Genomic DNA, 22,748 nt, shown 5'->3' with positions numbered 1-22,748 from the left:
GCATATGCAACATGTAGGCCGTCGGCTGTCCGCCGTCACGGCGGCACTGGCCTTGAGCGTGGCAGGCGGCTCCATTGCCAGCCCCGCGTTCGCTGATCCCCGCGAGACCCAAAAGACCCCCACGGCCAGCGGCTACGGCGGCGCCGTGAGCACGGTGGATCCGGAGGCCTCGGCCGCGGCACTTGAGGTGCTCCGCAAGGGCGGCAACGCCGCGGACGCCGCCGTGGCCGCGGCCGCGACCCTCGGCGTCACCGAACCCTACAGCGCCGGAATCGGCGGCGGCGGCTACTTCGTCTACTACGACGCCAAATCCGGCCAGGTCGGCACGGTCGACGGGCGCGAAACCGCGCCGGCCGCGATGCCGCACGATGCGTTCATCGATCCGGCAACCGGGAAGCCCTACCGTTTCACCCCCGACCTTGTCACGAGCGGGGTAGCCGTGGGCGTCCCGGGCACCCCGGCCACCTGGCAACGGGCCCTCAAGCGCTGGGGAAGCCTGAGCCTGGGCGAGGCCCTGAAGCCGGCCATCAAGGTCGCCACCCGCGGCTTCGTGGTGGACAATACGTTCCGCCAGCAGACGCTCGACAACAAGGCCCGCTTCGCGGCGTTCCCCGCGACCAGCAGCCTGTTCCTGCCCGGCGGCGACGCCCCCGCCGTCGGCAGTATTTTCCAGAACCATGACCTGGCCGCCACGTACCGGCTCCTCGCGCAGCAGGGGACGGACGGCTTCTACACCGGCCCGCTCGCGGCCGAGATCGCCGCCGCCGTGCAGGCACCGCTGAAGGCCGCCGGCACGGGGCTGCCCGTCCCGGCCGGGTTTATGACCACGGCCGACCTCGCCGCCTACCGCGCGGTGGACCAGGCCCCCACCCACGTGAACTACCGCGGCCTGGACGTCTACGGCATGGCGCCCTCCAGCAGCGGCGGCACCACGGTGGGCGAGGCGTTGAACATCCTGGACCCGGCCAATCTCTCCGGAATGTCCCGGGCCGGCGCCCTGCACCACTACCTGGAAGCCAGTGCCCTGGCGTTCGCCGACCGGGGCAAGTACGTGGGCGACCCGGCGCAGGTGGACGTGCCGACAGCCGCCCTCACCGACCCGCTCTTCGGCAAGGAACGCGCCTGCCAGATCGACCCGCAGCACGCCGCGGCCAAGCCGGTCGCACCGGGGAATGTGGCCGCGTTCGACGGCGTGTGCCCGGCGTCGACCGTGGCGCCCGCCGAGGAGAAGGACACCGAGAACATCTCCACGACCAACCTGACGATCGCGGACCGGTGGGGCAACGTGGCCGAGTACACGCTGACCATCGAGCAGACCGGCGGCTCCGGCATGGTGGTACCCGGCCGCGAGTTCCTGCTCAACAACGAACTGACCGACTTCTCCACCGTGTACGACCCGAAGGATCCGAACCGGATCGAGCCCAACAAGCGGCCGCGCTCCTCGATGGCGCCGACCATCATCCTGAAGGACGGGGCCCCGTTCGTTGCGCTCGGCTCGCCGGGCGGGTCGACGATCATCACGACGGTGCTGCAGACCATCCTGAACCGGGTGGACCTGGGCATGACCATCTCCGAGGCGATCGCCGCACCCCGCGCCTCGCAGCGGAACACGGCCAAGGTCACAGCGGAGCCGTCGTTCATCGCCGCGTACGGCAGCGAGCTGACGCCGTTCGGCCATCAGTTCACACCGTCCGGGGATGCGTTCACGTCGGCGGCGGAGATCGGCGCAGCAACCGCGATCGAGTTCGGTCCGGGCGGCAGGATGGTGGCCGCGGCGGAGCCGGTCCGGCGCGGCGGCGGCTCGGCGATGGTGCTCAACCGGTCACGGTAGCCGCGCCGGCACCCTTCACGTAGGCGGCCTGCCCCGCGTGCTGGAGGCAGTCGGCCAGGATGCTGACCAACCGCACCCCGAGCGTGACCGGCGGCTTCCAGCGGGTGTCGACGACGCGGTCCAGGTCCTCGTCGCTGAGGGAAGCCAGGAATTCGACGGTCTGCCGGTGGACGGCGTCGTAGTAGGCGAGCAGCAGCTCGGGAGGGGCCTGCACGGCGTCGACCTGGCTCCGGGTGTGGCCGTAGCCGGTGTCCTGGTCCGGGAGTGGGAGATCAAAACGTCCGGCGAACCCCTGCGACGTCCACACCTGTTCCAGGCCGGCAACCGCCGCGACCTGCGCATCCTCCCCGCGGCCGAGGTGCCAGACCAGCCAGGCGATCGGGTTGGTGTGATCTCCCAGCCTCCGCGCCAGCGCCTCCGGGTCGATGCCTTCAAGCGTTGTGGCCACGATTTCGCGGATCCTGCCAAAACCGTCAAGCAGCAGTTCGTTGGCTTTCATTGCAGTGCCTCCGATGGATAGTCGCTGCGCCCCATGCTGGCACGGACGGAACCGGTTGCGCTATCACTTCGGGCCGTTCCGGGCGTCGCAGAGGGACCATAAGTGATAGAGCAACCCCTACACCTTCCGGTGGATCGACTTGTAGCTGAGGTAGGCGTTCAGGCCCTCGATGCCATACTCGGTGCCGAGGCCGGAATCGTGCCGGCCGCCAAAGGGCGCCGCGTGGTTGGATGCGAAGAAATTAATGCCCACCGAACCGGTGTCCATCCGATCCGCCACCGCAAACGCGGTCCCGGCGTCGGAGCCGAACACCAGTCCGCCCAGGCCGAACTCGGTGTTGTTGGCCAACGCCACCGCTTCCTCGGCGCTGCCTCCCGCGTCGTTGTACTTCAGGATGCAGATGACCGGGCCGAAGATCTCCTCGCGCGCGATCCGCATTTCAGGGGTGACGTCGGCGAACACGGTCGGCTCGACAAAGTAGCCGCCTTCCAGCCCGCCGCTCAGGGACGCCGCGCGCCCGCCGGTCGTGGCACGGGCGCCTTCTGCCAGGCCGGACTCCACGTATTCCAGCACGGTCCGGTACTGGGACTCCGTGGCGCACGGGCCAAACACCGTGTCAGGCTCCAGCGGGTCGCCCTGCTTGGCCGCCGCAATCGTGGCGGTGACCATGTCCACGACTTCCTCGTACCTGCTGGCGGGGGCCAGGATCCGGGTCGAGATGTAGCAGGTCTGCCCGGTGTTGCGCAGGCAGGAGCGGATCAGCACCTTGGACATTGCGTCCAGGTCTGCGTCCGGCAGCACAATCGCACTGGATTTTCCGCCGAGTTCCAGGGTGACAGGGCGCAACAGCTCTCCGCAGGCCGCCGCGATCTTCCGGCCAACCGGTGTGGAACCCGTGAACGCCACCTTGTCCACGCCGGGGTGCTTCACCAGCTCGTCCCCCAGCCGGCCGGATCCGGTGACAAGGTTGACGACGCCGGCCGGGACTCCGGCCGCGGCCACCGCGTCGATGACCACCCGGAGGGACAGCGGGGTGGGCGACGCCGGCTTGATCACCACGGTGCAGCCGGCCAGCAGCGCGGGGGCGAGCTTGATGACCACGAGGTTGATCGGGAAGTTCCACGGTGCGATCAGGGCGCACACGCCCACCGGTTCGCGCCGAACGACAGATTCCCCGCCGCCATTGGGGAAGGCCCGTACGTCCTCCCGCTCCAGGTATTCGGCCAGGGTGGCGAAGTAGCGGAGAATCCCAGCGGCGTTGGCGGCAGCCCCGGCGGACTCAGACACCGGCGAGCCATTCTCGCGGGTGTTCGTCAGGGACAGCTCCCCGGCCCGCTTCTCGACTTCGTCGGCGATGCGCAGCAGGTATGCGGCGCGGACCGACGGCGCCAGCCGCGGCCAGTCGCCGGCGTCGAAAGCCCGGCGTCCGGAGGCGACGGCGGCGTCGACGTCTTCGGCGGTGCCGTCCGGCACGGAGCCCCAGACTTCGCCGGTGGCGGGGTCCGTCACCGGGTTCCGTCCGCTGCCGCGTGCCGGGATCCAGGCGCCGTCGATGAAGAGGTCGTCCACGTGGGTGTAGGGCAGGTTGAGCGCGGCGCGGGCGGCCAGGGCGTGGGCCTCGTGCGTGGCGGCGGTCATCGGATGACCGCCGTCTTGAGCAGGGCGGTGGAGCGGTCCAGATCGGCGGTGGCCATGTCGAACGCGGCCTGGGTGATGAGCTCGGGCACGATTTCCGAGGTCAGCCGCTCGGTGTAGGTGGCCGGGTCCATCTTGAACCAGGAGGAGGCCAGGGCGATCCCTGCCTGGTCGAAGCGCCACAGCCGGTCGGCGTCGCGCATCAGCGCATCCTCCAGCGAATAGGCCACGGGGCGGGTGTCATGCCCGTCAATGATCGCGCAGACGCGCTCGATGAAGTCGGCGTGGTAGCCCAGGTCCGGCAACACCCGGCGGGCGACGTCGCAGCCCTGCTTTTCGTGTTCGTACCGGATGGCGGCCTTGCGCCAGTCCCCGGCGAAGCCTTCGGAGATGATCCGGGATTCGTCCACGTGGGCCCAGCCGGTATCGTGCAGCACGGTGGCCACCCGGACCAGTTCGGCGTCCGCTTCCGGATAGGCCCGGCAGAGCCGCTCCGCGAAGGCGAGCGAGATCGGCAGGTGAATGTCGTTGCCGCGGGTGCGTGTCTCGTGCACTACTGCCCGCCAGAGTCCGTTCAGTTCCTCGAGGGCCGCGGGGGTGGTGGCGATTGGGGCCGTGTCCACCGGTCCCGGGGCCGGAATCGGCCGGACCGGGTAGGCGGCGGCGAAGTCCGTAGCCGCGGCGTCGGAAACCGGATTCGCATTGGCGGCGTCGGCAACCGGGGTCTTGGGGGTGGTCATAGTGCTCCTTCGGGTGGGGCCAGCCGCAGGCGGCTAGTTGTCCGTGGTGATCGTTTTGAGGGGTGTGGCCGGGTCCGCGGCGGCGTCGGCGGGGATGTTCAGGCCTTTGGCGAGGGCGTTCTTGACCGCCATGAAGTCGAGCGGGGCGTTGACGCAGTCCGCGGCGATGATCCGGCCCTGCCGGTAGTAGAGCACGCTGAACTTGCCTCGTTCCTGGTCCTGCCGCAGCACCGTCTGGTCGTAGCCGCTGCAGAGTCCAGCGATCTGGAGTTTGAGGTCGGCCTGGTTGGACCAGAACCAGGGGATGCCGGCGTATTCCTCGTGCCGCCCGGTGAGCGAGTAGGCGGCCACCTTGGCGTGCTCGATCGCGTTGTTGACGCTCTCGAGCCGGATCCGCTCCCCCGGCTCCGAGCCGGGGACCGGGTTGGGCATGTTGGCGCAGTCGCCGATGGCCACCGTGGTCCCGTCCGAGGCCAGCGCGAAGCGGTCCACGACAATCCCGTTGTCCACGGCCAGGCCAAGCTGTTCGGCCAGCTGGGTGTTGGGGATGACGCCGATGCCGACCAGCACGATCTGCGCCGGAAGCACCGTGCCGTCCTGGAGTTCGACGCCGGCGACGGCCCTGCGACCGTCGGCCGCGGCGTTGTCACCGGCGGCGCCGCCTGCGGTGAACCGTTTGGCACTCGTGTTCAGCCGGATGTCCAGGCCCCGTGCACGGTGGGCCTGCAGGAAGTACTCGGCGGTTTCCTCGCCGACGGCGCGGCCCACCAACCGTGGACCGAATTCGAGAACGGTGACGTTCTTGCCCATCTTTTGCAGGCTGGACGCGGCTTCGAGGCCGATGAATCCGCCGCCGATCACCACCACGTCGCTGGCATCCCCCACCCGGGCCTTGAGCGCCAGGGCGTCGTCGGCGTTGCGCAGGTAGAGCACCCCGTCGAGGTCCCCGCCCTCAATCTCCAGTTTTCGGGCGCGGGCGCCTACGGTGAGGGCGAGCCGCGCGAAGGGGAACTGCCGGCCGGAGGAGGAATGGGCCACCCCCGACCCGTCCGCGTCCTTCTCGATCCGGACGATGTATTCGCCCTTGACCAGCTCCACATTGTGCTCGGCCCAGTACTCGTTGGAGCGGAAGATCAGGGATTCGCTCTCCACCGTGCCCTGCAGGAACTCCTTGGACAGGGCCGGGCGCTGGTAGGGCCGGTGGTCCTCGTCGCCGAGCAGGGTGATGTGCTCGTCGAACCCGAGCGCGCGCAGCGACACCGCGAGCTGGACGCCGGACTGGCTGGCGCCGATGATCAGCAGGCCGGTGCGGGTGGGGCTTGCAGTGTCGGGACCGGCTGCGCCGGCCGTTTCGGCGGACGGCTGCTGCGCCGCGGCAACGTGGGTTTCCACGGCTACACCTGGGTTTCCGGGGTGGTGACGAACAGTTCGAGCTCGTCCGTCAGGCGCAGCTGGCAGGACAGCCGCGAGTTGTCCTCGCGGTCCACGGCCGTGCCGTAGAGCATCTCGTCCTCCATGTCCTCCATCGGTGGAAGCTCCGCGAGGCAGTCCTCGCGGACAAAGACGTGGCAGGTGGCGCAGGACAGCGAGCCGCCGCATTCGGCCACGATGCCGGAGACGCCGTTGCGCACCGCGGTCTCCATGACGGAATCCCCGGGGTTGCCCTGCACGTCGCGGACGGCGCCGTCGGCGTCGGTGAAATGAACCGTTGGCATTGGTCCTCCTTGGGTAGAAAGTCGCTTGGAAAGTTGGAGCCGGCGCTCAGATGAACTGGCGGCCGCCGTCGACCACCATGGTCTGGCCGGTGTAGTAGGAACTGTCCGGGCCGGCCAGGAAAAGCGCCGCACCCACGATGTCCTCCGGCTGGCTGGCCCGCTTGATGGCACCCCGGTCCACGCCGTAGTTCTCGGCGTTCTCCATCAGCCCGTAGCTGGCTTCGGTGAGGGTGAAGCCGGGGGCGATCGCGTTGACGGTAATCCCCCGGCGGCCCAGTTCCTTGGCGAGCACCCGGGTCAGGGCCACCACACCGCCTTTCGAGGCGACGTAGTGCAGCCACTGCTCCGAGCCGCTGAAGATCGTGGCGCTGGAGAGGTTGATGACGCGCCCGCCCTCGGGCAGGTACGGGCTCGCCGCGCGGGTGACGAGCCAGGGGCCCTTGAGGTTGACGTTCATCACCAGGTCCCATTCGGCCGGGTCGATGTCCTCGAACGGGCTCCGGGTCACCCCGGCGTACACCGCCGCGTTGTTGAGCACGACGTCGATGCTTCCGCCGCCGAAGTCCGCGCAGCTTTTCGCGAGGGCCTCGGTGGAGTCGAGGCTGGTGACGTCCGCGTGGAAGGCGGCAGCTTCGGCCCCGGTGTCCAGGACCAGCTTGGCCGTTTCCTCCGCACCGGCCAGGTTCACGTCGGCCAGCGCCACGCGGTAGCCGCGGCGGGCGAAGCCGAGCGCGAACGCCCGGCCCAGCCCGCCGGCGGCACCGGTGATCAGGACGGTGCGGGCCGGCTGGCGCCCGCTCCCGTTTTCTGCCGGGGTCATCGTCGGATCAGACATGGCTGTGGCTGTGCGCCCCGGGCCCGGCGACGACCAGTTGGTCTTCGGTGTCGAGGATCTGGACGGTCCCCTTGGTGCCGTCCACCCGCAGCCGCTGCCCGGTCTTGATCGTGGTGGACGCGGAGCCGGTCCCGGTTACGGCCGGGAGCCCGTATTCCCGGCAGACGATCGCCGCGTGGCTCATCATGCCGCCGATGTCAGTGACCGTTGCCTTGATCTTGCCGAAGATCGGGCCCCAGGACGGTGCCGTGACGGTCGCGACCAGGATTTCGCCCTGCTGCACTTCGGAGAGCTGGTCGGCGTCCGTGACGACGCGGGCCAGCCCCTCCACGATGCCCGGTGATGCCGCCATACCGCGCAGGCCGCCGCCCTCCACCGCTTCGCCGGCACCCAGCCACTGCTGGACCTGCTCGGTGGTGATGCCCCAGAGCATCCGGGTGAACGGTTCGGTGATGATCTCCGGCGGGGTGTTCAGCGCGGGCGCCGGCCGCGCCGTCTTCAGCGCGTCCACGATCCCGCGGCGGCGTTCGATCTCCTCCGGCCAGTAGTCCGGGCCGATCGGCTTCGCGCCGACGCCCCAGCCGGTGACGAGGTCGAAGAGCGCATCGCGGACCTCGTTGCGGCCCAGGTACAGGAGATCGTCGGGTTCGGTCCAGAACCCCTCGGCCTGCATCATCCGGCTGAGCTCGCGGATTTTGCGCCAGAAGACGCCCATGGTCCAGTGCTCGATGTAGAAGTTGTGGTTCTCCACGTACGGGTAGGCGGTGCCGGCGAGCCGGCGCTTGGCGTCGAAGAGCGACTGGTTCTCGCCCTCCAGCAGTTCCCGGTATTCCTCGATGATGCGGTCGCGTTCGATGATCAGGGCCTCGATCGGGCGCATGATTTCCTGGCCCTCGTCCACCCGCCGGATGTAGTCCGCGATGTAGCCGAGCGGGATTTCCTGGTGTTCGTTCCAGTACTTGTCGTGGCCGTAGAAGCCATTGCCTACGGTGAAGTTGAACCACGGGTCCTTGGCGGCCTCGTACTGGGCAATCCAGCGGTCCCCGTCGGGGGCGGCGGCGATCGCAGCCAGGGTGGCCTCGACGTCGTCGGTGTTGCCGAAGCGGGACTGCAGCCCGAGTTCGACGGCGAGCTTGGCGAGCTGCTTGAGCTCATCATCCGGACGGAACAGCTCCATGTCCACGCCCTGCACCATGGTGGCGATCGACTGGTCGGGGATGTTGGGGAAGACCTGCTTGCAGAAGTTGAAGAAGTCCAGGTAGGCGATGTAGCCGAGGTTGAGGAACTCGAAGTGGTACTGCCAGTTCTGGTAGGCCAGCTGGATCAGCCGGTCGTAGCTTTCCAGCAGCTTTTCGGAGCCGTCCTTGCCCTTGCCGGAGAGGATATCCTCCATCGGGACAACGTCCGGGAGCTTGGGGAAGGAGATGGTTTCCATCTCGTCGATGGTGCCCTTGACCTTGACGTGCCACTGCTTGAGCAACTGGTCCCAGTTCTGGAAGTAGTGGCCCACGCGCTGCTCGAACAGGGGGACCCGCGCGGCGATCTGGTCCTCGGGGACCGGGATGGGCGACATGTACAGGTAGCCCAGGTGCACCCGGAATTCGATGCCGTTGGCGTTCGGGATCATCAGATGCCGGGCGTTGTACTGGCCCAGGCACTTGACCGCGAATTCGCCGCCGATGGTCTCGAAGGGCTTGAACACTGTGGGCCAGTGCTGGCTGTCGCAGAACCAGAACTTGGCGTCCTCCTGCTCTTTGAGCTTGTCCTGGAAGACCAGGTAATACGGGTAGATCTTTTCCCAGCCCTCGGCGCCGGCGGGGACCGCAAGCTCGGAGGGTTTGGGGAAGGACTTCAGGGACATGGCGGTCCTTTCAAGGCGGGCTCATCGTCGAGCCGTGGTGGGAGGGCGGAACGGGGGGGGGCATTAGCGGGTACTAGGCGGACGCCTTGGGCGTCCAGGCGCTGAATCCGCTGAAGAAGCCTCCAGCGACCACCGGTTGCGGGGCCGTGACGACGGCGGGCTTGGAGGAGTGCACGGTCTCCGGGCGGGACTGCAGCAGGAGCAGGTTCGCACCGTCCGGCAGGTCCGTGTCAAGGGCCCACTCGATGTCCTGAGGGCACTTGTAGTGTTTCTCCGCGCGCTTGGCCATCAGCGCCACGGCGCTGAGTTCAGCGTCGCTGAGGCTGCGCCGGCCGCGGCGTTCGGCGTCGACTTCCCGCTCCACCAGGCGGCCGGCAACGGCGTCCGGGACGAGTTCGGCGTGCTTGTCGCCTAGGTGTTCGGAGATGACCGCCAAGGTGACCTTGTCCAGCATGATGTTGTCCGGGGTGACCTGGCCTGAGACCACCATCTCGCCGACGCCGTAGGAGGAGTCGATGGTGATCTTGGAGCGGTCGCCGTTGGTGGGGTCCATGGTGATCGCGACGCCGGAGACGCGGGCGTTGACCATCTTCTGCACCACGACGGCCATCGAGAGGCCCTCGTTGGGGATGTTGTTCTTCAGCCGGTAAATGATGGCGCGGGAGGTGAACAGCGATGCCCAGCACTGCCGGATGTGATCCGTGACGGCCTTGACGCCGTTCAGCCAGAGGTAGGTGTCCTGCTGGCCGGCGAAGGAGGCGTCCGGGAGGTCCTCGGCGGTGGCGCTGGAGCGCACGGCCACCGGCACGGGCGCCTTGAAACGGGACATCAGGGCCTCGTAGGCGCCGACGGTGAGCTCGCGCAGGGCTTGCGGCACCGGGCGGGAGCAGATGTCCTCGCGGATGGCGGCCGAGACCTTATCCACCTGGCCCATGTCCTCGGGGTCGAGGTCGGCCAAGAGCTGGTGAATATGCCGGGTGATGCCTGCTTCCTGCATAAAGGCATCAAACTGCGCGGTGGTGACCACGAAGCCCGGCGGGACGGGCATGCCGGCGGCAGTCATGGTGACCAGGGACGCGCCCTTGCCGCCGAGGTTCTCGAGCTTCGGTTCAATGCCGCCGTCGAAGAACTGGATGTATTCGTTGCTTTGCATATTCCTTAGGCCTTCCAGCTGACAGGGACGGTCTCGGGGACGCGGAAGGAGAGGTTTTCGCGGAAGGTGATGGCTTCCGGATTCTCCAGCTGCAGTTCCGGGGCGAGCCGGGCCACTTCCTCAAGGGCGATCTTGGCCTGGAGCTTGGCGAGCATGTTGCCCAGGCAGTAGTGGATGCCGAACCCGAAGGAGAGGTGCTCGCGGGCGTTGGGGCGGCTGATGTCGAAGTCCTCGCCGGCGTCGAACTTGTTCTCGTCACGGTTGGCAGAGCCCATCAGGAGCAGCAGATGCGCGCCTTCCTCGATCGGGACCCCGCCGACTTCGGTGTCTTTGAGCGCCTTGCGCCGCCAGCCGACGATCGAGCCGGCGTAGCGGAGCACCTCGTCGATGGCGGCCGGAATCTTCTTGGGGTCCTCGACCAGTTGCTTCCACTGGCCGGGGCGGGCCAGGAGCTCACGGAGGGCGTTGGAGATCAGCGTGGTGGTAGTCTCGTGGCCGGCGAAAAGCAGGCTGTACAGGACGGAGGCGATCTCGTGGTCGGAGATCTCGGCACCCTCCTGCTGCGCCTTCACCAGGTCCGCGGTGAGGTTGTCGCCGCCCTCCTCGTGGGCCACCTTCACCAGGCGGAGGCATTCCTGCCAGTACTCCACCAGGTTGTGGGCGTGCGGGATCTGCTCCTCGTCGCTGAGGTCGCCCCAGGTCATCGCCGCGCGGGAATCGCTCCAGCGCTTGAAGGTGTCCACCTGGGAGACATCCGCGCCGATCAGGGTGAGGATGGTGATGGTGGGGACGTCGTACGCGAGGTCCTTGACCATGTCGCCGCGGTGTTCCGGGTGGGCCAGCATCTTCTCCAGCAGGTCGACGACGTTCTGCCGGATGAACGGTTCCAGCGCCTTGTAGCGGCGCGGCGTGAAGGGTTTCTGGACCACGGCGCGGATGCGGGTGTGCTCCGGCGGGCGCCGCGCCGACAGGCCCGAGTAGGCGGTGAACCCGCCCTCTTCCATGATCTTCTTCGCCGCAGCGCCGCGCTCGCGGACCGGGGCCTGGGCATTTTCGCTGGAGAAGGTCTCCCAATCCTCAAAGACGGCCTTGATGTCGTCATAGCGGGAGACGACGTAGAGGCCCACCCGCTCGTCGAACATCACGGGCTGCTCGGTCCGGAGTTCAGCGTAGGCGGGAAACGGATCCTTCATCTGGAACGGCTCATAGCCGTGGTGCCCTGCGGGGGCTTCGGCGCCGTGGCCAAAGGGACAGCGGCCGGCCGTTTCCGTCGAGGGTGACATCTAAGCTCCTTGGTTTTCGGTCCCGCCGGCAGCGCCAGTGCATGCCGGGGTTCTTATCTCCCAGTGTGGCCCGCGTCACTCCCGTCGGACAGTGTCTGCTTCCACTGGGCGGAAGGCAGTTGGTTTCACGCCCGGTTAACGCGCTCCGCCTGGGCAGGGTCCGGCCCGGGTGCTGCCAGCGGTCCGGGGGCACTTCGACACGGACACGCCGCCAAACTAGCCGCCGACGTCGAACATTGCCGCCAAAGGGCCCCCGGACGGACCCTCCCGGACCGGCTCAGCCCGGACTCCGCTCAGTTGGTGCCGGCGACGTGGCTTCCCAGCAGCGTTTCGAGCGGGATCCGCGCGGTGGCGCGCTCAATCTGGGCGGCGATGCCCCGCAGGACGGGGAGGTGCCGGGTCATGGTGGCGGCCTGGCTGGTGGGAAGTACCAGGCCGATGGAGGCGCCGATCCTGCCGGTGTGGAAAACCGGGACCGCGATCGAGCAGGAGCCCAGCCGGACTTCCTCCAGCGTGGTGGCGTACCCCTGCTCCCGGATCTGGGCCAGTTCCGCCGCCAGCTTTTTGGGGTCCACATGGGTGTGGGCGGTGTGCCGCTCCAGCTGCCGGTTCAGGTACGCGTCGCGGACCCAGTCCTGCTCGTACGCCAGGATCACCTTGCCGACGGCGGTCGCGTGCATGGGCAACCGGCCGCCGACCCGGGAGGCCCGCGGCACCCGTTTTGAACCGTAAACGCGGTCGATGTAAAGGACCTCGTGTCCGGCCCGGACCGCCAGGTGCGCGGTTTCCCCCGTGAGTGAGAACAAGTCCTGCACGTAGGGCCGGGCCGCGTCACGCAACTGCCTCCCCGTGTTCTGCGCCAGCTCCCACAGCCGGATACCGAGCTGGTAGCGCCCGTTCGGCTCCCGGGACAGGAGTCCCCACGCGGTGAGTTCGGTGACCAGCCGGTGGGCCGTACTCAGCGGCAGCCCCGATTTCTCTGCAATCCCGGTCAGGCTGAGGGCACCTCGGGACGTCTCGAAGGCTTCCAGGATGGAGAGCACTTTCGAGGTCACGGACCTGCCGGGTTCGCTGCTGCCGCCAGCCATCCTGACCTCCTTGTCGAAGGCTCATCCGGCCCGGGCCCGGCCGCCGGTCGGCCGGCGTCCGTCCGGCCCCCTGTCGGCCGTGCACCAAAATGAAGCGAGTCTAGTCCGGACCGGGTTGGTCCGGTGCTCCGAACACGCAACGCGGGGTCACGTAGCGTCCATCCGGGGCTCCGGAATGGGCGCTAGGTGACCCCGCGTCGGGGTTTGCCTAGGCGGAGATACGGTCCGTCAGGCGGGATTGGGCCTCGCGGACCGCGGGCACGCCGTCGCCGTCCTGGCCGTACAGCCAGTCGTTGTACTGGAAGTCGTTGTCCTTCCGGCTCTTGAAGAGCAGGTTGCGCAGCGTCCGGGCCAGTCCGGAGACGTGCCAGGATTCGCCCCAGACGCGGGCAGTGCGCTGGACCCGGGCGGTGCGGCCGGCGCGGATGGTGTTGAACTCCCGGATCGCGCCGTCCCAGGCCTCGGGGTTGGCACCGTCCTCGGTGAAGACGGTGCCCAGGCTCGCGTCCTGCAGCGCGGCGGCGTCCTCCAGCGCCTGGCAGGCGCCCTGGGCGAGGTACTGGAGCATGGGGTGGGCGGCGTCGCCCATCAGCACCATGCGGCCGGCAACCCAGTTTTCGATCGGGTCACGGTCGTACATGGGCCAGCGGATGCCGGTGGCCAGGTTCTTCAGCGCTTCCTGGACGGCCGGGACGCAGTCCTTGTAGGCAGCCTCGAGCTCGTCCACACCCCCGTACTGTTCCTCGCCGCGCTCGAAGGACGGCGACTTGAAGACGGCCACGGTGTTCAGCAGCTCGCCCTTGCGCAGCGGGTACTGCACCAGGTGGCAGTCCGGGCCGAGGTAGACGATGACGTCCTCGAGGTCGGCCTTGGGGGTGTCCTCGGTGATCGGGACGGTGCCGCGGTAGGCGACGTAGGCCGAGGAGACGGGCTCGTCGTTGGTCACGAGCGGGCGCAAGGTGGAGCGGAGCCCGTCGGCGCCGATCACGACGTCGGCCGCGTAGTCCACTCCCGCGGCGGTGTGGGCCACGCCGCGGCCGTTGACGGTTTCAACGCTCTCGACCATCACGTCGTTGACCAGCTTGACGCCGGCGGCCTCGCAGCCTTCGAGCAGGACGCGGTGCAGGTCGCTGCGGTGGATCACGACGTAGGGTGCGCCGTAGCGGTCCGCGAACTCCCCGCCGAGACTCTGGCGGGTGAGTTCCTCGCCGGTGACGGCATCGCGGAAGACCAGGTGCTTGGGCTGGACACCGATTTCCAGTGCCTTCTCCAGCAGGCCCCAGCGCTTCAGGACGCGGGAGGCATTGGGGGCCATCTGCAGCCCCGCGCCGACCTCGCCGAATTCGGGGGCCCGTTCCACGAGGGTGACGTTGGCGCCGTTTTCACGCAGCGCGAGGGCTCCGGCCAGTCCGGCCATTCCCCCTCCGATGACCAGGACATCGGTGGACGTGGCGTGCTCAGACATTGCTTGCTCCTTGCGGGATAGAGATTTTCGATTTGAGTTGGAGGCCGACGACGACGAGCAGGACCGCGGCGATGGCGGCCGCGCCGGCGAAGGCGAGGAAATTGGAGTTGACGCCGAGCCCGGCGGCCAGCAGGAGGCCCCCGACCTGCGGTGCGGCGACGGCGCCGATCCTGCCCGTCCCCAACGCCCAGCCCAGCGCGGTGCCGCGCAGGTGTCCGGGATAGTGGCTGGCGACGGCGGCGATGATCAGGCACTGCGTGCCGTGGGTTCCGACGCCGGCCAGGACCAGCATGAGGTAGACGACGGTGACGGACGGGCCGGTTACGAGGACCATGAGCGCAACGGCGGCGACGGCGGCAGCGGCGATCGCCGTCGGGATCGGACCGAACCGCGTCCCGGCCCAGGCCGTGAGGACCGAGCCGGCCACCGCCCCGAGGTTCAGGGCCAGGGCGAAGGTCAGGGCGGAGCCCAGGTTGTAGCCGGCCAGCTGCATCAGGTTCGGCAGCCAGGTGCCCAGCCCGTACCAGGCGAAGAGCGTGGCGATCGTGGCCAGCGCGAACAGCATGCTGATCCCCAGGTACGGGGCGCGGAGCAGGGACGAGAACCCGGCCGGTTCCTTGAGCGTACGGCCCCGGCGGGCCGCTATCTCGGCCGGGGTGGCCGGGGTGAGGGTCTCCGGCAGGTATTTCAGTCCCAGCGGGACGACGACGAGCAGGGCCAGTGCGGCGACCAGGAACATCGATTCCCAGCCGAACGCGGGGATCAGCTGGATCCCGACGAGGGCGGCGATGGATCCGCCGATCGGCACGCCGGACATCATCAGCGTCGCGATGGTGGACCGCCACTTGGTGGGGACCAGTTCGGCCACGAGGGCGTTGGCCGAAGGCACCAGCCCGCCCAGGCCGATGCCGGCCAGGAGCCGGAGGGCGCCGAAGACCGGGGCGTTGGGGGCGAACGCGCAGAGGATGGTGAAGACCGAGAAGACGATGGCGCAGCCAAGGATGGTGCGGCGGCGGCCCCAGGAATCGGCCATCCGGCCGGCGAAGATCGCGCCGATCATCATGCCGACGAAGGCCATCGAACCGATGGTCCCGGCGGTGGCCTTGCTCAGGCCCCAGCCGGTCTCGGAGATCAGGGAGGACTGGACGGTGCCGTAGACGATCAGGTCGTAGCCGTCGAAGACGACGAGGAGCCAGCAGACGAGCACAGCCGCCGCTGATGCCTTGGAAAATCGGGAGGCAGGACCGTCAGCGGCGGTGGGGCCGGGAGACTCCGGCGCGGACCGTTGCGGCGCTGCAACAGAGGGTGTGTGATTCATGCCACTACTGTCCTAGCCACGCTAAGTGAACCACAATACAATTCTGATGTGCAGAACAAGCCATCACCTCCCTCCGCCCGGAAGCCCGTGCAGAAGCGGCCCACCTATTCCATCGAGGCGGTCGACAACGCCTTGCAGCTGCTGCAGCTGCTGCGCGACGGCGGGGCGTTGCGGCTCAAGGACGCCGCCGCGGAGCTCGGCGTCGCCCCGTCCACCGCCCACCGGCTGCTGGCCATGCTGGTGTACCGGGGGTTCGCCGTGCAGGATGAAACCCGCCGCTACGTCCCGGGGCCGGCGATGGGCGTCGGGCCGGCCGGGCTGGCGTGGACCAGGCTGCTGCGCACGCTCGCGCAGCCGCACATGGAACTGCTCTCGGCGCGGCTGGACGAAACCGTGAACCTGATGGTGCGGGTGGGCACCAAAGTCCGCTTTCTTGCCACGGTGGAGGGAAACAGCGTCCTGCGGGTTGGTGACCGGCAGGGGACGGTGATGCCGGCCAACAGGACCTCCGGCGGCAAGGCCATGCTCGCAGAACTGGAGCCGGCCATGATCGAGCAGTTGTTCCGCAGCAGCAACGCCGAGATCGGCGGGGACAACATTCCGGCAGCGGAGTATCCGGCCTTCCTGCGCGAGCTGGAATCCATCCGCAGCAACGGCTTCGCCGCCAACTTCGAGGGCACCGAGGAAGGAGTGAGCGCGCTCGGAATGGCCCTGCACAACCGGCACGGGCACGTCGTCGGCGCGCTCAGCGTCGCTACTCCCGCAACCCGGTTCCGCCGGGTGTTCGACGCCGGACTGGTCCAGGCCCTGCGGGAGACCTGCCGGCAGCTGGAGATCGACATCGCGGCCAATCCCGCCGAGCCGGACTGAGCACCCGGCACGGTCCCGGCGCGGGGCAGGGCTGGGCGCCCGGCAGGGCAGCCTAGGCGGGACTCGGCTGCAATTCTGACCAGCAGAATATGTTGGAGGTCACACTGCCGGCTCCGTATGGTCGAACTACGCCAAAGAACTGTCCTGACCTACCGAGGAGGCCCAAGTGTCCATCAGCGCTGAGAACACGACCCACGAATCAGTGGCCGCAGCCCACACCGCTCCGGAGCCCACGCCCGAAGAGGCTGCCCAGCTGCAGGAGCTGTACCGCGACTTTGACCGCGAGAACCTGATCCCGCTCTGGACCGAGATCGCGGACCTGATGCCGATGGTCCCCAGCCCGAAGGCGGTCCCCCACGTGTGGCGGTGGAGCGACCTGTACCCGCTGGCCGCCCGCGCCGGCGACCTGGTCCCGGTGGGCCGCGGCGGTGAACGCCGCGCCATCGCGCTGGCGAACCCGGGCCTGGCAGGCACCCCGTACGCCACCCCCACGCTGTGGGCAGCCATTCAGTACCTCGGTGCCCGGGAGACCGCCCCGGAGCACCGCCACTCGCAGAACGCGTTCCGCTTCGTCGTCGAGGGCGAAGGCGTCTGGACCGTCGTCAACGGTGACCCGGTCCGGATGTCGCGCGGCGACTTCCTGCTGACCCCGGGCTGGAACTTTCACGGCCACCACAACGACACCGATGAGCCGATGGCCTGGATCGACGGCCTGGACATCCCGTTCGTGCACTACGCTGACGCCGGCTTCTTCGAGTTCGGCACCGAACGCGTCACGGACGAGGCCACCCCGGACATCTCCCGCTCCGAGCGGCTCTGGGCCCACCCGGGCCTGCGCCCGCTCTCCGGACTGGACGACACGACCAGCTCCCCCATCGCCGCCTACCGCTGGGAATACACAGACCGCGCGCTGCGCGAGCAGCTGCTGCTCGAGGACGAGGGCCACCCCGCCACCGTCTCCCAGGGCCACGCCGCCGTCCGCTTCACCAACCCCACCACCGGCGGGGACGTCATGCCCACCATCCGGGCCGAATTCCACCGCCTCCGCGCCGGCGCCACCACCGAAACCCTGCACGAAGTGGGCTCGAGCGTCTGGCAGGTCTTCGAAGGATCCGGCTCCGTGGTCCTCAACGGAGAAACCCGGATCCTCGCGAAGGGCGACCTGTTCGTTGTCCCGTCCTGGGCGGCGTGGTCGCTGCAGGCGGACACCGAATTTGATCTCTTCCGCTTCAGCGATGCCCCCATTTTCGAACGACTGAACTTCAACCGCACCTACACCGAAGGACGCAAGAACGCATGAGACTCCTCACCCTCCGCACCGAAAACGGCACCGGCGCTGCCACCGGCACTTCCACCGTGGCTGTGCGCCAGGACGGCGACACCCTGACCGAGATAGACGGCTTCGCCAACGTCGGCGAGCTGCTCCGCTCCGCTGACTGGGAAGCGATCGCGCAGAACGCGGCCGGCGCCACCCACCCGCTCGAGGGCGCCGACCTCGACGCCGTCGTCCCCGCGCCGGGGAAGATCATCTGCGTGGGCCACAACTACCGCAACCACATCAAGGAAATGGGGCGGGAAGTCCCCGAGTTCCCCACCTTGTTCGCCAAGTACGCGGAATCCCTGATCGGCCCGAACGATGACCTGGCCCTCCCGCAGGAATCCGACGCCGTCGACTGGGAAGCCGAACTCGCCGTCGTGATCGGCAAAGCCGGCCGCCGGATTCCGGAAGCCGACGCGAAAGACCACATCGCCGGCTACGCCGTGCTGAACGACGTCTCCATGCGCGACTACCAGTTCCGCACCATCCAGTGGCTGCAGGGCAAGACCTGGGAAAAGTCCACCCCGTTCGGCCCCGCCCTGGTCACCACGGACGAATTCAGCGCCGGCCCGCTGATGACCTCCGAGGTCGACGGCGAGGTTCAGCAGCAGACCCCCACCGGCGACCTGGTCTTCACGCCGGAGTTCCTGGTCTCCTACATCTCCACCATCATCACGCTGAACCCCGGCGACGTCATTGCCACCGGCACGCCGGGCGGGGTGGGCCACGCCCAGGACCCGAAGCGCTACCTGCAGGAGGGCCAGCTCCTGGTCACCACCATCGAGGGCTTGGGGCAGCTGAAGAACCGCGTGGTCAAGGAAGCCTGATGGTTGCCCGCCACGACCAGACGACGGACCCGGAGCTGCTGGCAGCTTTGCTGCAGGCCCGCCGGGGCACGGCGTTCTTCGCCCGCAAGCTCAACGAGCTCTCCGACGCGGAGCTCGACGGCGACTCGCTGCTGCCGGGCTGGACCCGCCGCCACATCACGGCGCACATCGGTTACAACGCCCGCGCCATCGCCCGGCTCGTGGAATGGGCCGGCACCGGAGTGGAAACCCCGATGTACCCCTCCACCGAGGTCCGCGACCACGAGATCAACTTCGGCGCCACGCTGAGCCCGATCGCGCTGCGGCACCTGTTCGACCACTCGGCCGTGCACCTGAACGTCGAATGGCGGGACCTCCCCGAGGATGCCTGGCACCACAAAGTCCGCACCATCCAGGGCCGGGAAGTCCCCGCCACGGAAACGGTCTGGATGCGCAGCCGGGAAGTCTGGATGCACGCCGTGGACCTGGACAACGGGGCCGTCTTCCGGGACATTCCCGTTCCTGTCCTGGAGCGGCTGCTCAACGACATCACCGGCGCCTGGAAGACCCGCGGCACCGACAAGGACCTGGTGCTCAAGGTCACCGACCGCGATCTCACCCTCGGCGACACCGCGGCGGCGTCCCCCACCGTGGTCTCCGGACCGCTGCCCGCCGTCGTCGAATGGTCCGCCGGCCGCGGCACCAGCGGCGTCACGGCAGTGGGACCCCGTACAACGAATGGGACGGTTCCTGCCGCGCCCAAGTGGATCTGAGGCTAGCTAAACGATCGACCCAGCGTGAGGCCCCTTCGCCTGAACAATTCAGGCGAAGGGGCCTCCCGCTTTCGTGCCTGGTTGCCTCCGTCCGGGGGCACTTTGAGGGTGATGTTCGACGACGGTTCCCTGGCCGACGGCGTGTCCGCGCCGAAGTGCCCCCGGACCGCAGCGCCGGCTACATGGGAGTCATCATGGGCCGCCGAGCGGCGCTTGGCCGCCGCTGTGCAGAGGCCGGTTCAGCCCTCGTCGCAGAGCAGGTGGTACCAATTGTCGGCCAGGACCTCAAGGGCGTGTTCCCGGTTGGGTTCAAACTTGCGCCGCGTCCAGAGGGTGGCCACGTAGTCCAGGGACGTGAAGGCGAGGGTTCCCCGGATGTGGTGCGTCTCCTCCGAGAAGCGTCCGGCCAGCTGCATTCCGCGGACCAGATCCGAGATGACCTCCTCATGCCACTGCTCGACCATGGTGCGGACCTCACGGTCCACGGCGGCGGCCTCATCGAGGACGTCAAGGTAGGGCCGGAAGACCGGCCAGAGCGCCGCCCGGGACTCCAGCCAGGCGAGTATGCCAGACAGTTCACCTGCCCGCACCACATCAACAAGGTCGGGCGCAGTGGAACCGCTCTCCGGGCCGTCGGCACGGTCCAGTACCGCGTTTACCCGCGCCATGAAGTCCCGCATCAAGTCGGCGCGGGAGGGGTAGTAGGCGTAGAAGGTCACCCGGGTGGTGCCGGCCGCGGCGGCGATCTCGTCGATGGTGGTGGGGGCGTAGCCCTTCTCGGTGAAGAGCTCAAGCGCGCGCTCCACAATCATGTCGCGGGTGAGCTTCTTCTGGGCTTCTCGCAACGACGACATGGATCAATCCTAACGGTGCTGTGCGGCGTCAAACCGGGGCCGGCGCCGCCGGGCGCGGCGCGACCGCTCCGGCGCCGGCCGGACCCGCGGCAGGGACGCCCGTCGGACCGGCGTCGGCCAGCAGGCGCAGTTTGGGGACCGTGATCCGGTAGTTGACCGCGACTGCGGTCCCGGAACCGTCCGGGTTGGCCCAGCGCAGCAGCGCCGACCCGTCCTCCGTGCCCGGTTCGTTGTAGTCGGGGTCGCCTGCCACCGGGGTAAAGCCGACGGCTTTGAGCGCCAGCCCGAAGCCTTCCGTCCAGAAGTACGGCTGGAACTTGAATACGGGTGCGGAGTCGCCCTGCAGCAGGCCGACGGCGGCCACCTTGGCCTGGTCGATCGCACTCGTCCACAGCGGAACCCGCTGCACACCGCGAGCGGTGGGGAAAAACGCCACGTCGCCGGCGGCCACGATCTCCGGCCGCAGCCGGCCGCGCGAGTCGACACGCAGCGACCCGTCGCTGAGGAGGCCTGAGCCGGCCAGCCAGCGGATGTTCGGCTCATCGCCGACGGCGGTGACCACAAGATCCGCCTCCAGCACGGTCCCGTCGGCCAGGGCCACTGTGGCCCCGCCGCCGTGATCGCCCAGGCTCGCCTTTCCGCCTACCACCACCCGGAGCCCGCGCCGGATCGCGGCGCTGGTAAACATGTCGGCCAGGTAGCCGCCCAGCTGCCGCGACAAGGGCTTGGCGTCGGCGACGAGGGTGACCTCGCAGCCCTGGTACAGGCAACCGGACGCGACCTCCATGCCGAGCGGCCCTCCCCCGATCACGATGACCGAGGGACGGGACGCGACGCGCTCCTTGAGGCGGACCGCGTCCTCGATGGTGCGCAGGGTGATCTCTTGGGACTCGCCGTCCAGGCCCGTTCCTGCTGCTCCGGGCCCGGCGGCGAGCCGCCTGGCCCGGGAACCGGAGGCGATGACGAGGCCGTCATACGGCAGCTCGCCGCCACCGTCCAGGTAAACCAGCCGGGCGTCGACGTCCAGGCCCGCGGCGCTCACGCCGAGCATCTCGGTTGCTTCATGGGACGGCGCCGGAAGCTCGTGCGCGCGGAGCGCGTCACCGCTTCTGCCGTCGGAACCGCCCCCATCAACACCGTGCAGCAGCGCCTTGGACAGGGCGGGGCGGCTGTAGGGATGGTGGCGCTCGGCGCCCACGACAGTGAGCTCACCGTCGAAGCCGGCGGCGCGGAGCGAGTCGCAGGCCGTGAGCCCGGCGATGCCGTTGCCGACGACCACTATCCTGCGCATCATCAGGCGGCGGCCAAGCGCAGCGCGGCCACCGGGCAGACCCGGACAGCCGCCTTGGCGGCGTCGAGGTCGGCCCCGTCCACCTCAGGGACATCGATCACCAGCTCGCCGTCGTCGTCGAGGTGCATCAGCTTCGGGGCGGCTTCCTCGCAGAGGCCGTGTCCTTCACAGCGCGGCCGGTCCAGTTCGATCCTCATGCTGCCACCACCTTTTCGACCTGAAGCAGGTCGAGGCTGCGGGTGATATTGCTCGGCTCACGAACTTCGTCGGAGACCGTCAATGTTTTCACCCTCCGGGCAAGTGCCTCGATGATCGCGTGTGCTTCAAGTTTCGCCAGCCCTTGGCCGGCGCAGCCGTGCGGGCCGTAGCCGAAGGAGAGGTGGTCCACCGGGTTGCGGGCCACGTCGAAGACATCGGGATTCCCGTAGTGCCCGGGGTCCCGGTTGCCGGCGCCAAAGAGGATGCCTACCTGGGCGCCGGCGGGAATGGTGACGCCGTCGATTTCCACGTCGCGGGTCGCCTTGCGGCCCCAGATGTGGACCGGCGCCCAGTAGCGCAGCACCTCGGCGAACGCTGCCGGGACCAGTTCCGGATTCTGCCGGACCAGCTCGAACTGTTCGGGGTGGTGGCCGAACAACGCAACAATGTTGCCGATCGACGCGATGGTCGTGTCGACACCCGCTCCCAGGTACTGGTGGATGATGTGCCCCGCAGAACCCTGCGGGATGTCCCCGCGCGTCTCGGCGTCGAAGATTCCGCGGCCGATTGACCCGGGCGTGAGGTCCTCGGCGGTAACCGAGGAGCACCAGCCGTAGAGCTCGCCGGCAATCGGGAAGCTCTCTTGCGTGCGCTGGTTCAGCGGGCCGATGACCTGCATCGCGGCCTGGCCCCAGCGCAGCATGTTGTCCTTGACGTGGCCCCTGAAGCCGATCAGGTCGGCGACGATTTCGATCGGGAAGGCCCGGGCCAGTGCATCGATGGCTTCGAAGCTGCCGCTGTTGGCGAGTTCGGCGACGAGTTTGTCCGCCTTCTCGTCGATGACGACTTTCAGGCCGCGGAGGGCGCGGGGGGTGAGGTTCTGGGACAGCGTGGCCCGCAGCTGGGTGTGGACGGGCGGGTCCGAGGCAAGCGAGGTGCCCTGCAGCGCCTCGTTCACCATGGGGTTGAAGCCGATGCTGCTGGACGAAAAGGTTTCCGGATCGCCGAGTGCGTCGCGGATGGCGTCGTAGCGGGTCAGGACGTACAGCTCGTTCTTGGGCAGGTGGACCACTGCTCCCTGCTCACGGAGGGAGGCGTAGGTGGGGTATGGGTCGACCAGGATGTCGTCGTCCCAGATGTCGATGTCGGATTCGATGGGTGCAGTCACGGTGTTCTCCCAGTGAGGTGTTGGTTGGTAGGGAAGGCCAGGGGCGT

The 22,748-nt window shown here is 68.5% G+C and carries 21 protein-coding genes; 5 read left to right on the top strand and 16 right to left on the bottom strand.

What is annotated here, in order from left to right; genetic code table 11:
* Window positions 1–4 precede the first annotated feature (4 nt).
* Complete coding sequence (ggt, locus tag AC1MED_RS08540; RefSeq protein ID WP_479786486.1) at window positions 5–1,831, top strand: gamma-glutamyltransferase; 1,827 nt, start codon at window positions 5–7, stop codon at window positions 1,829–1,831.
* Here the strand turns inward: ggt and AC1MED_RS08535 are convergent.
* The 12 genes from AC1MED_RS08535 to AC1MED_RS08480 form a co-directional block, all read right to left on the bottom strand.
* Complete coding sequence (locus AC1MED_RS08535) at window positions 1,815–2,330, bottom strand: mycothiol transferase (RefSeq protein ID WP_479786484.1); 516 nt, start codon at window positions 2,328–2,330, stop codon at window positions 1,815–1,817. The genes ggt and AC1MED_RS08535 overlap by 17 nt on opposite strands.
* Window positions 2,331–2,447: 117 nt before the next feature.
* A complete protein-coding gene (locus tag AC1MED_RS08530; protein WP_479786482.1) occupies window positions 2,448–3,968 on the bottom strand; it encodes an aldehyde dehydrogenase family protein in 1,521 nt (506 codons plus the stop codon).
* A complete protein-coding gene (locus AC1MED_RS08525; protein WP_479786480.1) occupies window positions 3,965–4,705 on the bottom strand; it encodes an HD domain-containing protein in 741 nt (246 codons plus the stop codon). Before AC1MED_RS08525 ends, AC1MED_RS08530 begins: the two co-directional genes overlap by 4 nt.
* Window positions 4,706–4,738: 33 nt before the next feature.
* Window positions 4,739–6,097, bottom strand: coding sequence for an NAD(P)/FAD-dependent oxidoreductase (locus AC1MED_RS08520; protein WP_479786477.1), 1,359 nt, complete (start codon window positions 6,095–6,097; stop codon window positions 4,739–4,741).
* A 2-nt stretch (window positions 6,098–6,099) separates the two neighbouring features.
* Entirely contained in the window at window positions 6,100–6,420 is a 321-nt protein-coding gene (locus AC1MED_RS08515) for a 2Fe-2S iron-sulfur cluster-binding protein (protein ID WP_479786474.1), read from the bottom strand.
* Window positions 6,421–6,466: 46 nt separating this feature from the next.
* The gene (locus AC1MED_RS08510) at window positions 6,467–7,255 is read right to left on the bottom strand and encodes an SDR family NAD(P)-dependent oxidoreductase (protein WP_479786473.1); all 789 of its coding nucleotides are present in this window, start codon (window positions 7,253–7,255) and stop codon (window positions 6,467–6,469) included.
* On the bottom strand, window positions 7,248–9,116 hold the full coding sequence (locus AC1MED_RS08505; protein WP_346958226.1) for a PEP-utilizing enzyme: 1,869 nt from the start codon (window positions 9,114–9,116) through the stop codon (window positions 7,248–7,250). Before AC1MED_RS08505 ends, AC1MED_RS08510 begins: the two co-directional genes overlap by 8 nt.
* 73 nt (window positions 9,117–9,189) lie before the next feature.
* Window positions 9,190–10,269 carry a PEP/pyruvate-binding domain-containing protein gene (locus tag AC1MED_RS08500; protein WP_479786470.1) on the bottom strand — a complete coding sequence of 360 codons (1,080 nt, stop codon included), beginning with the start codon at window positions 10,267–10,269 and terminating at the stop codon, window positions 9,190–9,192.
* Between the two features lie 5 nt (window positions 10,270–10,274).
* Window positions 10,275–11,552 (bottom strand): cytochrome P450, encoded by a 1,278-nt coding sequence (locus AC1MED_RS08495; RefSeq protein ID WP_479786468.1) that lies wholly within the window; start codon window positions 11,550–11,552, stop codon window positions 10,275–10,277.
* 293 nt (window positions 11,553–11,845) lie between these two features.
* On the bottom strand, window positions 11,846–12,640 hold the full coding sequence (locus AC1MED_RS08490; protein ID WP_479786467.1) for an IclR family transcriptional regulator: 795 nt from the start codon (window positions 12,638–12,640) through the stop codon (window positions 11,846–11,848).
* 208 nt (window positions 12,641–12,848) lie between these two features.
* Complete coding sequence (locus AC1MED_RS08485) at window positions 12,849–14,105, bottom strand: FAD-dependent oxidoreductase (RefSeq protein WP_479786466.1); 1,257 nt, start codon at window positions 14,103–14,105, stop codon at window positions 12,849–12,851.
* The gene (locus AC1MED_RS08480; RefSeq protein WP_479786465.1) at window positions 14,098–15,423 is read right to left on the bottom strand and encodes an MFS transporter; all 1,326 of its coding nucleotides are present in this window, start codon (window positions 15,421–15,423) and stop codon (window positions 14,098–14,100) included. The genes AC1MED_RS08485 and AC1MED_RS08480 overlap by 8 nt, the downstream gene beginning before the upstream one ends.
* A 48-nt stretch (window positions 15,424–15,471) precedes the next feature.
* On the opposite strand from AC1MED_RS08480, the gene AC1MED_RS08475 reads away from it, so the two are divergent.
* The 4 genes from AC1MED_RS08475 to AC1MED_RS08460 all read left to right on the top strand — a co-directional run bounded on the left by AC1MED_RS08475 (window position 15,472) and on the right by AC1MED_RS08460 (window position 19,190).
* Window positions 15,472–16,293 (top strand): IclR family transcriptional regulator, encoded by an 822-nt coding sequence (locus AC1MED_RS08475; protein ID WP_479786464.1) that lies wholly within the window; start codon window positions 15,472–15,474, stop codon window positions 16,291–16,293.
* Window positions 16,294–16,459: 166 nt separating this feature from the next.
* Window positions 16,460–17,593 carry a cupin domain-containing protein gene (locus tag AC1MED_RS08470; protein WP_479786462.1) on the top strand — a complete coding sequence of 378 codons (1,134 nt, stop codon included), beginning with the start codon at window positions 16,460–16,462 and terminating at the stop codon, window positions 17,591–17,593.
* Entirely contained in the window at window positions 17,590–18,438 is an 849-nt protein-coding gene (locus tag AC1MED_RS08465; RefSeq protein WP_479786460.1) for a fumarylacetoacetate hydrolase family protein, read from the top strand. Before AC1MED_RS08470 ends, AC1MED_RS08465 begins: the two co-directional genes overlap by 4 nt.
* Window positions 18,438–19,190, top strand: a complete 753-nt coding sequence (locus tag AC1MED_RS08460; protein ID WP_479786459.1) for a maleylpyruvate isomerase family mycothiol-dependent enzyme — start codon at window positions 18,438–18,440, stop codon at window positions 19,188–19,190. The genes AC1MED_RS08465 and AC1MED_RS08460 overlap by 1 nt, the downstream gene beginning before the upstream one ends.
* A gap of 239 nt (window positions 19,191–19,429) precedes the next feature.
* Here AC1MED_RS08460 and AC1MED_RS08455 read toward each other — a convergent pair whose 3' ends face one another.
* Genes AC1MED_RS08455 through AC1MED_RS08440 form a run of 4 tightly spaced genes read right to left on the bottom strand, consistent with a single transcriptional unit; the run spans window position 19,430 to window position 22,701 of the window.
* Entirely contained in the window at window positions 19,430–20,044 is a 615-nt protein-coding gene (locus AC1MED_RS08455; RefSeq protein ID WP_346958236.1) for a TetR/AcrR family transcriptional regulator, read from the bottom strand.
* Between the two features lie 28 nt (window positions 20,045–20,072).
* Window positions 20,073–21,338, bottom strand: a complete 1,266-nt coding sequence (locus AC1MED_RS08450) for an NAD(P)/FAD-dependent oxidoreductase (RefSeq protein WP_479786458.1) — start codon at window positions 21,336–21,338, stop codon at window positions 20,073–20,075.
* Complete coding sequence (locus AC1MED_RS08445) at window positions 21,338–21,532, bottom strand: ferredoxin (protein ID WP_340534395.1); 195 nt, start codon at window positions 21,530–21,532, stop codon at window positions 21,338–21,340. The genes AC1MED_RS08450 and AC1MED_RS08445 overlap by 1 nt, the downstream gene beginning before the upstream one ends.
* Window positions 21,529–22,701 (bottom strand): cytochrome P450, encoded by a 1,173-nt coding sequence (locus AC1MED_RS08440; protein ID WP_479786456.1) that lies wholly within the window; start codon window positions 22,699–22,701, stop codon window positions 21,529–21,531. Before AC1MED_RS08440 ends, AC1MED_RS08445 begins: the two co-directional genes overlap by 4 nt.
* Window positions 22,702–22,748 lie beyond the last annotated feature (47 nt).

The sequence above is a fragment of the Arthrobacter sp. BI5 genome, assembly GCF_056680065.1.
This window is presented reverse-complemented; position numbering and strand designations above follow the sequence as displayed.

Bases quoted from the DNA above. Each gene is read 5' to 3' on its own strand.
- ggt (WP_479786486.1), top strand. From the start codon at position 5: ATGCAACATGTAGGCCGTCGGCTGTCCGCCGTCACGGCGGCACTGGCC.
- AC1MED_RS08535 (WP_479786484.1), bottom strand. From the start codon at position 2,330: ATGAAAGCCAACGAACTGCTGCTTGACGGTTTTGGCAGGATCCGCGAA.
- AC1MED_RS08530 (WP_479786482.1), bottom strand. From the start codon at position 3,968: ATGACCGCCGCCACGCACGAGGCCCACGCCCTGGCCGCCCGCGCCGCG.
- AC1MED_RS08525 (WP_479786480.1), bottom strand. From the start codon at position 4,705: ATGACCACCCCCAAGACCCCGGTTGCCGACGCCGCCAATGCGAATCCG.
- AC1MED_RS08515 (WP_479786474.1), bottom strand. From the start codon at position 6,420: ATGCCAACGGTTCATTTCACCGACGCCGACGGCGCCGTCCGCGACGTG.
- AC1MED_RS08510 (WP_479786473.1), bottom strand. From the start codon at position 7,255: ATGTCTGATCCGACGATGACCCCGGCAGAAAACGGGAGCGGGCGCCAG.
- AC1MED_RS08505 (WP_346958226.1), bottom strand. From the start codon at position 9,116: ATGTCCCTGAAGTCCTTCCCCAAACCCTCCGAGCTTGCGGTCCCCGCC.
- AC1MED_RS08500 (WP_479786470.1), bottom strand. From the start codon at position 10,269: ATGCAAAGCAACGAATACATCCAGTTCTTCGACGGCGGCATTGAACCG.
- AC1MED_RS08495 (WP_479786468.1), bottom strand. From the start codon at position 11,552: ATGTCACCCTCGACGGAAACGGCCGGCCGCTGTCCCTTTGGCCACGGC.
- AC1MED_RS08490 (WP_479786467.1), bottom strand. From the start codon at position 12,640: ATGGCTGGCGGCAGCAGCGAACCCGGCAGGTCCGTGACCTCGAAAGTG.
- AC1MED_RS08485 (WP_479786466.1), bottom strand. From the start codon at position 14,105: ATGTCTGAGCACGCCACGTCCACCGATGTCCTGGTCATCGGAGGGGGA.
- AC1MED_RS08480 (WP_479786465.1), bottom strand. From the start codon at position 15,423: ATGAATCACACACCCTCTGTTGCAGCGCCGCAACGGTCCGCGCCGGAG.
- AC1MED_RS08465 (WP_479786460.1), top strand. From the start codon at position 17,590: ATGAGACTCCTCACCCTCCGCACCGAAAACGGCACCGGCGCTGCCACC.
- AC1MED_RS08460 (WP_479786459.1), top strand. From the start codon at position 18,438: ATGGTTGCCCGCCACGACCAGACGACGGACCCGGAGCTGCTGGCAGCT.
- AC1MED_RS08455 (WP_346958236.1), bottom strand. From the start codon at position 20,044: ATGTCGTCGTTGCGAGAAGCCCAGAAGAAGCTCACCCGCGACATGATT.
- AC1MED_RS08450 (WP_479786458.1), bottom strand. From the start codon at position 21,338: ATGATGCGCAGGATAGTGGTCGTCGGCAACGGCATCGCCGGGCTCACG.
- AC1MED_RS08445 (WP_340534395.1), bottom strand. From the start codon at position 21,532: ATGAGGATCGAACTGGACCGGCCGCGCTGTGAAGGACACGGCCTCTGC.